This is a genomic window from Accumulibacter sp. (assembly GCF_016789985.1).
Classification (GTDB): domain Bacteria; phylum Pseudomonadota; class Gammaproteobacteria; order Burkholderiales; family Rhodocyclaceae; genus Accumulibacter.
Genome location: NZ_JAEUOL010000065.1, coordinates 1 through 11813 on the forward strand (window position 1 = coordinate 1; position 11813 = coordinate 11813).

The 11813-nt window shown below is 64.9% G+C and carries 14 protein-coding genes; 6 read left to right on the forward strand and 8 right to left on the reverse strand.

All coding sequences use genetic code 11. The features are described 5' to 3' along the window. Nucleotides 1–924: thiamine pyrophosphate-dependent enzyme (locus tag JNK99_RS03840; RefSeq protein ID WP_291848866.1), on the forward strand; the 924-nt coding region annotated here is incomplete at its 5' end. A gap of 3 nt (nucleotides 925–927) precedes the next feature. Next, on the forward strand, nucleotides 928–1236 hold the full coding sequence (gene ilvN, locus JNK99_RS03845) for an acetolactate synthase small subunit (RefSeq protein WP_291848867.1): 309 nt from the start codon (nucleotides 928–930) through the stop codon (nucleotides 1234–1236). A 39-nt stretch (nucleotides 1237–1275) separates the two neighbouring features. On the opposite strand, the gene bioC is transcribed toward ilvN, so the two are convergent. Both bioC and bioB read right to left on the reverse strand, forming a co-directional pair. Continuing rightward, nucleotides 1276–2166, reverse strand: a complete 891-nt coding sequence (gene bioC / locus JNK99_RS03850) for a malonyl-ACP O-methyltransferase BioC (RefSeq protein WP_291848870.1) — start codon at nucleotides 2164–2166, stop codon at nucleotides 1276–1278. Nucleotides 2167–2172: 6 nt separating this feature from the next. Continuing rightward, nucleotides 2173–3132 carry a biotin synthase BioB gene (bioB, locus tag JNK99_RS03855; protein ID WP_291848901.1) on the reverse strand — a complete coding sequence of 320 codons (960 nt, stop codon included), beginning with the start codon at nucleotides 3130–3132 and terminating at the stop codon, nucleotides 2173–2175. 97 nt (nucleotides 3133–3229) lie between these two features. On the opposite strand from bioB, the gene JNK99_RS03860 reads away from it, so the two are divergent. Next, the gene (locus JNK99_RS03860) at nucleotides 3230–3937 is read left to right on the forward strand and encodes a ComF family protein (RefSeq protein ID WP_291848873.1); all 708 of its coding nucleotides are present in this window, start codon (nucleotides 3230–3232) and stop codon (nucleotides 3935–3937) included. 75 nt (nucleotides 3938–4012) lie between these two features. On the opposite strand, the gene JNK99_RS03865 is transcribed toward JNK99_RS03860, so the two are convergent. Then, complete coding sequence (locus tag JNK99_RS03865; RefSeq protein ID WP_291848876.1) at nucleotides 4013–4468, reverse strand: Lrp/AsnC family transcriptional regulator; 456 nt, start codon at nucleotides 4466–4468, stop codon at nucleotides 4013–4015. Between the two features lie 134 nt (nucleotides 4469–4602). On the opposite strand from JNK99_RS03865, the gene JNK99_RS03870 reads away from it, so the two are divergent. Further along, on the forward strand, nucleotides 4603–5220 hold the full coding sequence (locus JNK99_RS03870; protein WP_291848879.1) for a LysE family transporter: 618 nt from the start codon (nucleotides 4603–4605) through the stop codon (nucleotides 5218–5220). Between the two features lie 65 nt (nucleotides 5221–5285). On the opposite strand, the gene JNK99_RS03875 is transcribed toward JNK99_RS03870, so the two are convergent. Then, nucleotides 5286–6350 carry a DUF2914 domain-containing protein gene (locus tag JNK99_RS03875; RefSeq protein ID WP_291848883.1) on the reverse strand — a complete coding sequence of 355 codons (1065 nt, stop codon included), beginning with the start codon at nucleotides 6348–6350 and terminating at the stop codon, nucleotides 5286–5288. A 159-nt stretch (nucleotides 6351–6509) separates the two neighbouring features. Here JNK99_RS03875 and JNK99_RS03880 point away from each other — a divergent pair, with 159 nt between their 5' ends. Next, nucleotides 6510–7361: a hypothetical protein gene (locus tag JNK99_RS03880; protein WP_291848886.1), complete on the forward strand. Its 852-nt coding sequence runs from the start codon at nucleotides 6510–6512 to the stop codon at nucleotides 7359–7361. On the opposite strand, the gene JNK99_RS03885 is transcribed toward JNK99_RS03880, so the two are convergent. Continuing rightward, entirely contained in the window at nucleotides 7274–8872 is a 1599-nt protein-coding gene (locus tag JNK99_RS03885; RefSeq protein ID WP_291848888.1) for a gamma-glutamyltransferase family protein, read from the reverse strand. The two genes, JNK99_RS03880 and JNK99_RS03885, sit on opposite strands and share 88 nt — an antisense overlap. 6 nt (nucleotides 8873–8878) lie before the next feature. Between JNK99_RS03885 and JNK99_RS03890 the strand changes: the two genes are divergently transcribed. Continuing rightward, the gene (locus JNK99_RS03890) at nucleotides 8879–9463 is read left to right on the forward strand and encodes a hypothetical protein (RefSeq protein ID WP_291848891.1); all 585 of its coding nucleotides are present in this window, start codon (nucleotides 8879–8881) and stop codon (nucleotides 9461–9463) included. Here JNK99_RS03890 and JNK99_RS03895 read toward each other — a convergent pair. The 3 genes from JNK99_RS03895 to JNK99_RS03905 all read right to left on the reverse strand — a co-directional run. After that, entirely contained in the window at nucleotides 9401–10183 is a 783-nt protein-coding gene (locus JNK99_RS03895) for a type 1 glutamine amidotransferase (RefSeq protein ID WP_291848893.1), read from the reverse strand. The genes JNK99_RS03890 and JNK99_RS03895 overlap by 63 nt on opposite strands. A 591-nt stretch (nucleotides 10184–10774) precedes the next feature. Then, on the reverse strand, nucleotides 10775–10993 hold the full coding sequence (locus tag JNK99_RS03900) for a hypothetical protein (protein ID WP_291848895.1): 219 nt from the start codon (nucleotides 10991–10993) through the stop codon (nucleotides 10775–10777). A 594-nt stretch (nucleotides 10994–11587) separates the two neighbouring features. Continuing rightward, nucleotides 11588–11813, reverse strand: a 226-nt coding sequence (locus JNK99_RS03905; protein ID WP_291848898.1) for a transposase, incomplete at its 5' end; no start/stop codon positions are given.

Sequence of the window (11813 nt, forward strand, 5' to 3'; positions counted from 1 at the left end):
CTGTCACTGGGCATGCTCGGCATGCACGGGGCGCGCTGCACCAATCTGGCGCTCGACGAGTGCGATCTGCTGATTGCCGTCGGCGCCCGCTTCGACGATCGGGCGACCGGCAAGGTGGCAGGTTTCTGCCCACAGGCCAGAATCATTCACATCGACATCGACCCGTCCGAACTGGACAAGATCAAGACCGCGCATGTCGGCATCGCGGGCGACGTGAGCACGGTGTTGCAGAGGCTCCTGCCGGCCATCGACGCCTCGCCGCGTCAGGACTGGCTGGCGCGCGTCGCCAGCCTGAAGGAGGCGCAGCCCCTGCGCATGCCGGGCGTCGACGATCCGCGCACGCCGTATGGATTGATTCGTGCGGTCGCCAGCTGTCTGGACGACGAAGCGACGATCACCACCGATGTCGGCCAGCACCAGATGTGGGTGGCACAAGCCTATCCGCTGCGCCGGCCGCGGCAGTGGCTGACCTCCGGCGGCCTCGGCACGATGGGCTTCGGCGTGCCGGCGGCAATCGGCGCGGCGCTCGCCGAACCGCAACGAACGGTGGTCTGCTTCACCGGTGACGGCAGCATCCTGATGAACATCCAGGAACTGGTGACCGCTGCCGAAGAGGGAGTCAATGTCAAGATCGTCCTGATGAACAACTCGTCGCTCGGCCTGGTCTTCCAGCAACAGACACTGTTCTACGGCGAACGCATCTACGCTTCGAAATTCAAGGGCATGCCCGATTTCATCCGGGTTGCCGAAGGTTTCGGGGTGGCCGCCCTCGACCTCGACCAGGAAAGCGAGCCACTCGCCGCGCTGGCCCGCGCCCTGTCGACGCCCGGCCCGATGCTGATCCACGCCAGCATCGCGATGCACGAACAGGTGTTGCCGATGGTGCCGCCGGGTGCGGCCAACAAGGAAATGATCGGAGGCTGAACGATGAACTCGCTGACAAGAACGGAAAATCAGGCGCTGGCCCGCACGGTGCTCGAACTGGAGGTCAACAACCACGCCGGCGTCATGTCGCATGTCGTCGGCCTGTTTTCACGCCGGGCCTACAACGTCGAGGCGATTCTGGTCATGCCGGTGGGCAGTGGCGAAACCAGCCGCATCTGGCTGCTGGTCAATGAAGACGAACGCCTCGACCAGATGGTCAAGCAAGTGGAAAAACTCGAGGACGTGCTGTCGGTGCGCCGGCACGGCGCCGAACACGAGGTATTCATACGCCTGGAGGAGTTCTTCCGCTAGCCGACCATCCGGCTGCGGTGTCACCGGGCCGCTGCCCGCTCAGCGGCTGCGCTGCTGCGGATCGAAGCGGATGATCGTCCGCCCGTCGGCGGTCTTCTTCGGCTGTGCTTTCCAGGCGTGGCCGTAGACCACTTCGATGGTTGCCGGCAGGCGACCGGCGCTGGCCAACCGCTGATAGGCGGCGCGCGCTGCCGCCCAGGCCGAACGCCCCGTCAGTCCGCGCCGTCGCTCCTGCATCGCGCAAGTCGAGCCGCTGCGGCGGATGTCGGCCAGCAGATCATCGAAACTGGTGTAAGTCAGGGTCAGCACCTCGACATCCATCACCGGGTCGGCAAAGCCGCATTCGACGAGCATGTCGCCGTAATCGTGCATGTCGATGAAGCGCTGCGTGTGGATGCAACCATCGTTGAAACTGGCGCGCAACTCCTTCAGGGTGTCCGGCCCGAAAGCGGAGAACATCAACAGTCCGTCGAGCTCGAGCAAGCGGTGCATTTCGCGCAATGCCGGCAGCGGGTCGTCCAGCCAGTGCAGCATCAGGTTGGTCCACAACAGACTGACCGACTGCGCGCGCAAGGGCAGGGAGGTCGCTTCGGCAGCCACCACGGGTAGCCGGTTGCTGCGCAGGAACGGCAGTAGCCAGCGCAGGCGCGAACGCCGTATCCGACCGACCCGCAACATCGCTTCGCTGAGGTCGGCACCGATCAGCGCCGCCTTCGGGTATCTTTCGTGCAGCGCCGTGAGGCTGGCGCCGGTGCCGCAGCCGAGATCGAGGATGCGCTGCGGCTCGATGCGCACGTAGTCGAGCCGCTCGAGCATGCGGCTGCCGACCTCGCGCTGCAGCACGGCGACCTCGTCGTAAGTCGCCGCCGCGCGTGCGAAATTCCGTCGGACCTGGCGCTGATCGACGAACTGCGCCGGCGCCCGCTCCATCAGGCGCTAGATCGGCCGCAGTCCGAGCTTTTCGAACAGTGCTTCGTCGCGGTCCGCTTCAGGATTGCCGGTGGTCAGCAGCTTGTCACCGTAGAAGATCGAATTGGCTCCGGCCAGGAAACACAGTGCCTGCAATTCCTCAGCCATCGCCTGCCGGCCAGCCGACAGCCGCACGAAACTGGTCGGCATGGTGATCCGCGCGGCAGCGATGGTACGCACGAACTCGAAGTTGTCGATCGGCGCGACGTTGGCCAGCGGCGTTCCCGGAATGGGTACCAGATTGTTGATCGGCACCGATTCGGGCGGTGGATCGAGGTTGGCGAGCTGGACGATCAGCGCGGCGCGGTTGCGGCGCGATTCGCCCATGCCGATGATCCCGCCCGAACAGACCTTGATGCCGGCTGCACGGACCTGGCCCAGGGTATCGATGCGGTCGGCGTGCTTGTGCGTGGTGATCACCTGACCATAGAACGAGGCATCGGTGTCGAGGTTGTGGTTGTAGTAGTCGAGGCCAGCTTCCTTGAGTTCATTGGCCTGACCGTCCTTGAGCATGCCGAGGGTGACGCAGGTCTGCAGACCCAGACCCTTGACCGCGCGAATCATCGCGCCGACCTGCGCCAGATCCTTGTCCTTGGGGCCACGCCAGGCGGCACCCATGCAGAAGCGCGAGGCGCCCTTGTCCTTGGCGACCTGCGCCGCGGCGATCACTTCATCGAGTGGCAGCAGGGCTTCGCGTTCGGTCTCGGTATTGTAGCGTGCCGCTTGCGAGCAATAGCCGCAATCCTCGGAACAGCCACCGGTCTTGACGGAAAGCAGTGTCGAGCGTTGAATCTCGTTGGCATCGAAGTTCTCGCGGTGCACCTGCTGCGCCCGATAGATCAGATCCATCAGCGGAAGTTGGTAGAGCGCTTCGACTTCGGCGACCGTCCAGCGGGCGCTGCGGACCGGGGTGGCATCGTCGCGCATCAGCGCGTCAGCTTGCGGAATTGCATTCATGAATGGTAAACCTGAGGGGTGGGGTGATGAGGCCAGTCAGTACGGATTCTTTACGAGCACTCGCAGGATGTCAATCTTAACGCAAACGGCAGGCCTGGTCCGCAGATCGTGCGCCGCCCTGCTCGCCCAGGACTGTCTGCTGTGCGCCGCAGAGAGCGGTGACAGCCTCCTCTGTCCCGCCTGCGCGCAGGGGCTGCCGCGACTGGCGCTGCCCCGCTGCCCGCGTTGCGCCCTGCCAACACCGCTGGGTGAGGTCTGTGGGCGTTGCCTGACGAAGCCGCCGCACTACGATGTGGCCTCGGCCGTCTATCGCTATGCCTTTCCGATCGACCGACTCGTGCAATCGTTCAAGTACGGCCATCGGCTGGCGCTCGGCAGCTACTTCGGGCATCAGCTCGCCTCGCTGACCAAGCGGATCGAGGCGGACCTGATCGTTCCCATGCCGCTGCACCCCTTGCGCCTGCGCGAACGCGGCTTCAATCAGGCACTCGAAATCGCCCGGGCGTTGAGCGCCGCCTGGCGAATTCCGATCGACGCCACCAGTTGTCGCCGTACCCGCCACACGATCGCCCAGGCCGATCTGCCCTGGCGCGAACGGGCACGCAATGTGCGTGGCGCTTTCGACTGCGCGTCGGATCTCGACGGCAAGCGGCTGCTGCTGGTCGACGACGTGATGACCACCGGCACCTCGCTGGACGAACTGGCGCGTACCGTCAAGCTGCACGGCGCGACACAGGTCAGTCTGCTGGCCATCGCCCGCGCCCTGCCGCCTTGACTGTCCTGCGCGCCGGACGGCGGTCGGCCTGTCGGGCAGCCAGGAACCCGCTGCGTCAGCAACAGCCTCCCCTGCCTACGGCGCTCCAGCAGCCAGTGGCGCCAGCGGGCGCAAGGGGATCGGCGCCGACATGACGATCGCCGTGCGGGTTTCGCCGTAATGGTTGATCAGGCCGACGAAGTGCTCGAGGTGGCCGATGTCCTTCGTCACGACGCGCAGCAGGTAGGAGTCCTGGCCGGTGACATGCAGGCATTCCCGCACTTCGGGCAGGCTGCGCAGCAGGGTGATCAGCCTTGCCTTGTCGGCCTGCGGCGTGGTCATGCCGATCATCGCCATCACCCCGTAACCAAGCGCCACGGGATCGACTTCCGCACGGTAACCGGTGACGACGCCGGCCTCTTCGAGCCGCTTGAGACGCTCCGATACCGCGGGGACGGACAGGCCGGCCTGATCGGCCAGCGCCTTGAGCGAGATACGGCCGTCGCGCTGCACAGCGGAGAGGATTTTCCAGGCTTTGCTGTCAAGCTCCATGATTGTTCGGCAGATCGGTCAAGGACAGGAATAAGGAAGGCAATCTACCCGATCCGCCTTAATTTCTCCATTCAAAAGAACACGCCTCACTGCCAGAATGAACCGTCTGAGGACGCTTGCCCGGGGATTGCGCGATGGATGTTTTCCTGTTTCTCAAGGCGGCTCTGATCGGTCTGTCGATTGCCGCACCGGTCGGACCGATCGGCCTTCTATGCATTCAGCGCACACTGGTGCACGGCGCGCGTGTCGGCTTCGTCAGCGGCCTCGGTGCGGCCGCCGCCGATGGCGTCTACGGTGCGCTCGGCGCCCTCGGCCTGGCCATGGTGACACGCTTCTTCGTCACCCTCGCCACGCCGCTCGCCATCGTTGGAGCCATCGTGCTCGGCTGGATGGGTGTTCGGCTGCTACGCGCCGCCCCTGCTGCGGGGGCGGCAAGAGCATCCGACAGCGTCGGCTCATGGCGTGCCTTCGCCTCGGTTTTCGCGCTGACGCTGACCAACCCGATGACCATCTTCTCGTTCATCGCAGTGTTTGCAACGATTGGCGGCGCAGCGGCGACCAGCAGCGCGGCGATGGTCATCATGATCCTCGGCGTGCTGTCCGGTTCGGCCCTCTGGTGGCTGGCCCTGGCCTTCGGCGTCGCGGCGCTTCGCCAGCGCATCGGACAACGCGTCATGCAGGCGATCAACCGCCTCGCCGGCCTGTTCCTGCTCGGCTTTGCGATCTGGCAGCTGGCGGGCGTGGTTGCCTGATGCAGCAACCGGGACGGGCAGGGAGAGTACCGCCGATGACCGGGGCACCCCACGCTTGTCCGTGGTCAGTTGAATTCCTGAATGCGCAGGTCGTCGCGCGACGGCGGCCCCGGCTCGACCGCGAAGCGCAGCATGTCGATCGTACGACCATCCTGGGTGGCGACGATGAAGCGCCATTCGCCGGGCGGGGGATTGAGTACCCACGAATAGCCGCGAAAGCCACGATCGCGACCACCCGTACTCTGGAAAGGCCGGCGGTAGACCACTCGCCAGCCGTTGGCCTCGTGCAGCTCCCAGCGATGTTCGAGGGCGGCCGTTACGCCGGGCGGTGCAAACACCGCCGATACGCCGTAGAGCCGCCCATCATCGGGAACATGCACGATGGTTGCCTGGTTGCGCCAGAGCTGCCACCAGGACGCCGGTTCGATCTGCACCGCATAGCGACCGGCGTCCCGACCGACCTCCTGACCAACCGCCAGGTCACGCTTGACCAGGGGAACCGGCGCGATCATGTCGAGACTCCAGGCCAGCATCAGTAGCACGGCCAGTCCCCAGGCCGGCCCGATACGCCCCGGCCGGGCCGGCGCCAGCCAGCGCAGGCCATGCGTCAGAAGTACGCCGGCGGCGGTCGAAACATGGAACCAGAGGGGATCGAGACTGCCCAGGGCATGCGGCAGGGCGAAGTTCATCAGCAGGATGGCGTTGAGTGCGAACAGGACCCAGGTCAGGGTGAAGCGTCGACCGTAACGATCCCCGGCAAACTCGTTGCCGACCAGCAGGGCACCGAGAAAGGCCGCCATCAGCCAGGTGCCGAGGTGTCCCGAGCTCTTGAAGTAGAGGATGAAGAGCGCCGAGAAGATGCCGCCAAAAAAGAACTGCAGCAACAGATAGGGCGCTTGCCAGACGAGCGAACGCAGGCGACCGAACAAGGAGCGCTCCACTGGTGGCGGCACCCCCGCCAGTGCCTCGCGCCGGGCCAGCCAGAGCGTCAGCAGGGCTGCGCCGGACAGAAAGGCCCCGAGACGCCAGAAATCGATGACCCGGATGCGCTGGCCGAGTGTCAGGGCATCCCAGGCAAAGCCGCCAAGAAAGGCAGCCACAGGGTAGAAGCGACGGAGGGAAGGCAACATGGGGTGGTGTTCGGGCAAGGAGCGGCCGGGCTGGATGACGAGGGTCGACCGGAATGCAGCGCCTCCGGCCACCGGAAAACAAGCAAACCCCGCCCCAAGTCGTACAGGAAGGGCATGCCGTGCAGCCGAACCCTAGCAGAAGAGCCGCTCGATGACCAAGTGACCAAGTGCACCGGCTGCGACAGTGCACCCGGACAACCCGCATCATCCCGACCCTCGACCGGGAAGCTGCGAATTCGGGAACCACCTGGCGCAGCGCTGGAGAAACTGTTCGACGCGGTGAGCGGCGGTCAGCGACGGGCCAGACTGGCGGACCATGTGTCCGCCTCGGGTATCGGCGGCACACTGGCAAGCGGTAAGCACCTCGAACAGGAACCCGGGGGACGCATCGTGACCGTCGAGGCAACCGAATGCCCGACCCTCCTGTGCAACGGTTCGGGTGAGCACGACATCCGGGGCATAGGCGACAAGCACATCCCCTACATCCACAACTTGCCGAGCACCGACATGGTCGTCGGGATCAGCGGCCAGCACACCGACTGCCTGCCGGTGCCATTGAACACCGCTGAAGGGTGCCGCTATCCGGTCGAGCGGTGCGGCATCCCTGCCGGCCTCGCGTTCGACGATGCGCTGGCAACCGTCGGGATCGATGGCCAGACGGTCGGCGACTGCCTGCGCCATCAGGCCGGATACGTCGCCTGCATGATCGCCAGCCAGGCACGCCGGACCGCCAACGGGATGGGGGCAGCCAGGTCCGCCACCGCGGGGCTGATCGAGCCGTCGTCAAATCTGCTTCAAGGTCGGCGCAGCGCAGCTCGGCCCGAGCAATACCGGATGATCGTCGAACGCCGGGGGCGATTCCACCGGCCACCGAGACGACATGGCAGCACCGGACACCACTTCCGGGGCAGCGCGATTCCCGCTCAGAAACCGGCCGCCGAGCCGTCGCTGCGTGGATCGGCGCCACCCGCCAGCAAGCCATCCGGACGACGGATGATGCATCCCGCATGACCCATGGCTTCGTCGAAAGGTTGCAGCACTTCGACCGCGTGCCCCAGCGCGCGCAGCCTGGCCACCACTTCCGGCGCAAAGCGCGACTCCAGCTTGAGCGTGTCGCTGCTCCGGCCCCAGGTGCGGCCGAGCAGCCAGCGCGGTGCGCTGATCGCGGCTTGCGGCTCCATGCCGAAAACGGCGCAACGGGTGAACACCGCGCACTGGCTCTGCGGCTGGCCGTCACCACCCATGCTGCCGTAGACCATCAGTCGCCCGTCGCGCAGCCGGGCGATGGCTGGATTGAGGGTGTGGAAGGGCTTGCGGCCGGGCCGGATGACGTTGAGCGCACGCGCGTCGAGCGAAAAGCTGCAACCGCGATTCTGCCAGTTGACGCCGCTGCCACCGAGCACGATGCCGCTGCCGAACTCGTGGTAGATGCTCTGGATGAACGAGACTGCGCAGCCCGCTTCGTCGATGGCACCCATCCAGACCGTGTCGGCCGGCCCCCGGCCGGGCGGCCAGGGCGCGGCGCGGTGGCTCTGCACACCTTCGGCCAGCGTCTGCAGTGCCGCGTCGGCCAGCAGCGACTGCGCGTCCACCGGCATGTAGTGCGGGTCGGTCAGGTAGCGGTCCCGGATGGCGAAGGCCTGCTTGGTCGCTTCCACGGCGAGGTGCACGTAGTCCGCGCCCTCCGGTTCGACGGCGCCATGATCCAGCCGGTCGAGGAGGCCGAGGATCAACAGCGACACCAGCCCCTGGGTGGGTGGCGGCATGTTGTACAGCGTGCCGCGCGAATGTTCGAGGGTCAAGGGGGCGCGCCACAGCGCCCGCTGCGCCTGGAGGTCGGCGAGGCGCAGCGGGCTGCCGACGGCTTCCAGATCGGCGGCCAGCGAGCGGGCCAGCTCGCCGCGGTAGAAGTCGTCGAGTCCGACCCGCGCCAGATGTTCGAGGGTGGCGGCCAGCCGCGGTTGGCGGAAGCGGCTGCCGGCAAGCGGCGGCGCCCCGTCCGGCAGAAAGCTGCGCGCAAAACCGGGCTGCGCCTCCAGCTCCGTGCACTTGCCGACGGTCGCGGCATACTGGCTGCGCGTCACCGGAACGCCGTCGCGCGCATAGCCGACGGCGTCGCTCAGCAGGCGGGCAAGCGGCAGCCGGCCGCCAAGCTGGCTGCTCAGCGTGTAAGCCGCGTCCCATCCGGAGATCGTTCCCGCGACCGTGTTGGCCGCCGCGCCACCACGAAACGGGATGACCTCGCGCATGCCGCGCGCGGCGAACCAGTCCACGTTCGCCGCGCCAGCCGCGGCGCCACAGGCATCGAGCGCCCGTACCGGCTGCCCCGGCACCTGGATCAGCCAGAAGGCGTCGCCACCGATCGAATTCATGTGCGGATAGGCAACGGCAATGGTCGCAGCGGCGACAATCATCGCCTCGATCGCGTTGCCGCCCTCGCGCAGCACCGCGATGGCCGACTGGCTGGCAAGGGCATGCGGCGCAACGACCATGCCGCGAGTGGCGTAGCTGGTATGGATCATCGGAACATGGAGGATCTGGTTCTGGACAGGCAAATCATGTCAGAAGTGATGGTTCGCGTCCTGTATTTTGACCCGCAGGACCATGCAAGCCGGCTGCCGGTGGTGCACCTGATCATCGCGCGGGTCAAAACCGGCGCGGCCGACGCGCGGTTATTCGCCCTCCGATCAGCATGCCCTGCAACGACGGGGACGCTGCACCGTAGCCAGCCGGCGCTGCGAGTGTGGCAACCGCGGGATGGCGGTGAGGAGGGCGTCGTTGCACCCGAGCAGGTTTTTCATTGTCGATTCCTCATTCCGGTTGCGAGATACGACCGGCAGCAATGGGTTCAGTTCGCATGGCACAGGTTCAGCGAAACACTCGAGTTTCCCCGTGCCCGGGCGGATTGGAAAATTGCGGCGGTCAGTGGGCACGACCGCGAGATGCAGAGGCGCCTGGCGACGAAACGGAACCGCTCGGGTATCTGGCGGGTGAGTGGTGCTTTCGAAACCGGACGGGAACGCCGGATCAGGACAGTACCGGGCCTCTGCTCACCAGAATCGGCCGCGCGCGGCAGCCAGGAATTCGTCGAGGATTGGCGTGCAATCCAATAGATCGTCGCTGCCGGGCGGATGAAACTCCGGGTGCCACTGCAACCCCAGGACATAAGGTCTGCCTTGCAAGCGTACGGCCTCGATGACTCCGTCGTCGGTGCTGCGCGCTTCGACCCTCAGGTTCCGGCCCAGTACCTTGATCGCCTGATGATGAATCGACACCACTCGTCCGCCGCTCGTGCCCGGATACAGCCTGGTGAGCCCCGACTTGTCGGCCCATTCGACCAAATGACTGTGCCGGTCGTAATCGGCATGAACGTGCTCGGCCGCTGTCGCGATCTGTGTCGCGATGTCCTGATAGAGCGTTCCACCGAGTGCCACGTTGATCAGTTGCGCGCCACGACAAATTCCGAGGACTGCCTTCCCGGCTTCCATGAATTCCAGGAGGAGTTCCATTTCGTAGGCGTCACGAACCCGATCGCCCGCCCAGTCCGGATGCGCTGGCGTCTCCCCGTAGCTTTGCGGATTGATGTCGGCACCACCTTGCAGAATCAGGCCATCCAGATATTCCGGGTAGTCCGAGAGCCGGATGCTGCTGCGATGGACGGTGGCGTCGCCACTGACCGCCGGAATCATGAAAACCATCACGTTGCGGGACATCACCCAGTGCGCCACGGACTGCTCGAGATACTGCAGGGATTTTGACTGCAATCCGGTGGCACCGGCCACCGGGTGGTAGATGCGTGCGGAGAGACCGATACGCAAGGGGCGTCTGCCCATGGTGTGCCTCCACTGAACTTACTGATCCACCGTCGTCAAAATTACGCTGCCTTACCCAAGCTTACCAAACGGTATCTTATAGCGGTCCCCTGAATTCAGCCAGTGGCTTGAGCGGTGCTCCACCCAGAGGACATATTGGCAATGAGCGATATGCCATAAAGCCAGGTTCCCGATTTTCGGCAATGGACTAAACGACTCGTGCGATAGTGGCGCTGCGGTTGTCCGCTCGATTGAAGGGTAGGAAACACATGGGGGATGATCACCACGAGAACTCCACGCGAAGTCCCTGCAGGGCAATGCCCGGCACTTCAGCGTGCCAACATTGGCCAACACTCAACGGCTGCGCGACGGTGAGGGTGCCCGTCGTGACCAGTTCGCCGGGCTGTAGTGGCAGGTACTCGGGTTGCTCCTCAAGAACGGCCGCGAGAACTGAACGGCGGGATCTGGCGTACCTCATCCTGTGCCTGTTTCATCTGGTGCGCGATGGCAATGAGCCTGGTGGCGTATGGCATGAGTCTCTCTCCGGAGGATCACGGGCGAAGGTCAACCGCAGGACGTCCCACAGGGGAAGCATCACCCGCTTCCGACCAATCAGGTGCGAGAGCACGCACCGATCTCGGAGTGTCCGACAATGACGCTGCCGCTGGCGATGACTTCATCCAGCATACGTCCAGCCAGCGTCTCGATGTCGACCTCATCAACGGTCGCCACCCCGCAACGTCGCATTTCGGGAACAAGTGCGCGAGCGAGATCTGCCTTGAAACGTACGTGATCCGAACTGTCCGCACCGCCACTGATGGTGGATTCCAAGCGCATCGACCGCACAGGTGATCCCGCAGCGACGAACGTCGCATGCAGCCTGATGCCCCATGCACGGGTCGGTGCCCGACAAGCGCAGAGTCTCGGCAACCCATCGGCAGCAGCAATCACAAGTTGCCACCGATGGAAACGAACGCTCGCTGGACAAGTCGGGTTCATGGAAAACGACAACGCCGCCAGGCCGTACTTGCATGGCGCGCTTTCGCGGGGTCGCGCTGGAAGACGAGGACGCAGTGGCCAACGACAGCGTCAAAGGGCCTCGGGAATGGAAGGTGATGTCACCGGCACCGCTGCCCACATCAAGCACCCGCATTCCGGATGCCGATCCCGACCTCTCGACAGAATCTTCGGGTGATCGGATCGATAGGTGTGCTTGTACGGCAAGGCGCTCCAATTCTTGATCTGAATGGCCAAGCGCATAAACTTGTGCTTGATCGGCTCCTTCGCTGGAATTATTGGGTCGGCCCATTTTCCAGGTCCTCCTGACTATCCACCGAACCCTTGAATTGACAGCCCGCGCCTCGTGAACTGTGGTCGGACCTTGATTTCATCCGCTGGCAACGGCACAGGCATCAACGAACCTAATTAGCAATGAACGTCAGCCGCCCGAATCGAGCGCTGGGACTGCGGCGCGCAGGCTAGCGCGGCGAGCAGGAGCCGCGCGTTCAAGGTCCTGAGATCGAATCGGCGGTTGAATCGGTAGGTGAAAGCCGCGAAGTACTGAGCGCCATACTTTCGAAAGGCAAGCGCGTGGTAGCACCCCGAAAAGCTGGTCTTGAGATTGCCCAGGACCGTGTTGACCCACTTGAAC

What these genes read in the sequence shown, in the direction of transcription:
- JNK99_RS03865 (WP_291848876.1), bottom strand. Translation starts at nt 4,468, where the DNA reads ATGGAGCTTGACAGCAAAGCCTGGAAAATCCTCTCCGCTGTGCAGCGC.
- bioC (WP_291848870.1), bottom strand. Translation starts at nt 2,166, where the DNA reads ATGGAGCGGGCGCCGGCGCAGTTCGTCGATCAGCGCCAGGTCCGACGG.
- bioB (WP_291848901.1), bottom strand. Translation starts at nt 3,132, where the DNA reads ATGCGCGACGATGCCACCCCGGTCCGCAGCGCCCGCTGGACGGTCGCC.
- ilvN (WP_291848867.1), top strand. Translation starts at nt 928, where the DNA reads ATGAACTCGCTGACAAGAACGGAAAATCAGGCGCTGGCCCGCACGGTG.
- JNK99_RS03875 (WP_291848883.1), bottom strand. Translation starts at nt 6,350, where the DNA reads ATGTTGCCTTCCCTCCGTCGCTTCTACCCTGTGGCTGCCTTTCTTGGC.
- JNK99_RS03895 (WP_291848893.1), bottom strand. Translation starts at nt 10,183, where the DNA reads ATGGGCAGACGCCCCTTGCGTATCGGTCTCTCCGCACGCATCTACCAC.
- JNK99_RS03885 (WP_291848888.1), bottom strand. Translation starts at nt 8,872, where the DNA reads ATGATCCATACCAGCTACGCCACTCGCGGCATGGTCGTTGCGCCGCAT.
- JNK99_RS03890 (WP_291848891.1), top strand. Translation starts at nt 8,879, where the DNA reads ATGGAGGATCTGGTTCTGGACAGGCAAATCATGTCAGAAGTGATGGTT.
- JNK99_RS03860 (WP_291848873.1), top strand. Translation starts at nt 3,230, where the DNA reads ATGTCAATCTTAACGCAAACGGCAGGCCTGGTCCGCAGATCGTGCGCC.
- JNK99_RS03870 (WP_291848879.1), top strand. Translation starts at nt 4,603, where the DNA reads ATGGATGTTTTCCTGTTTCTCAAGGCGGCTCTGATCGGTCTGTCGATT.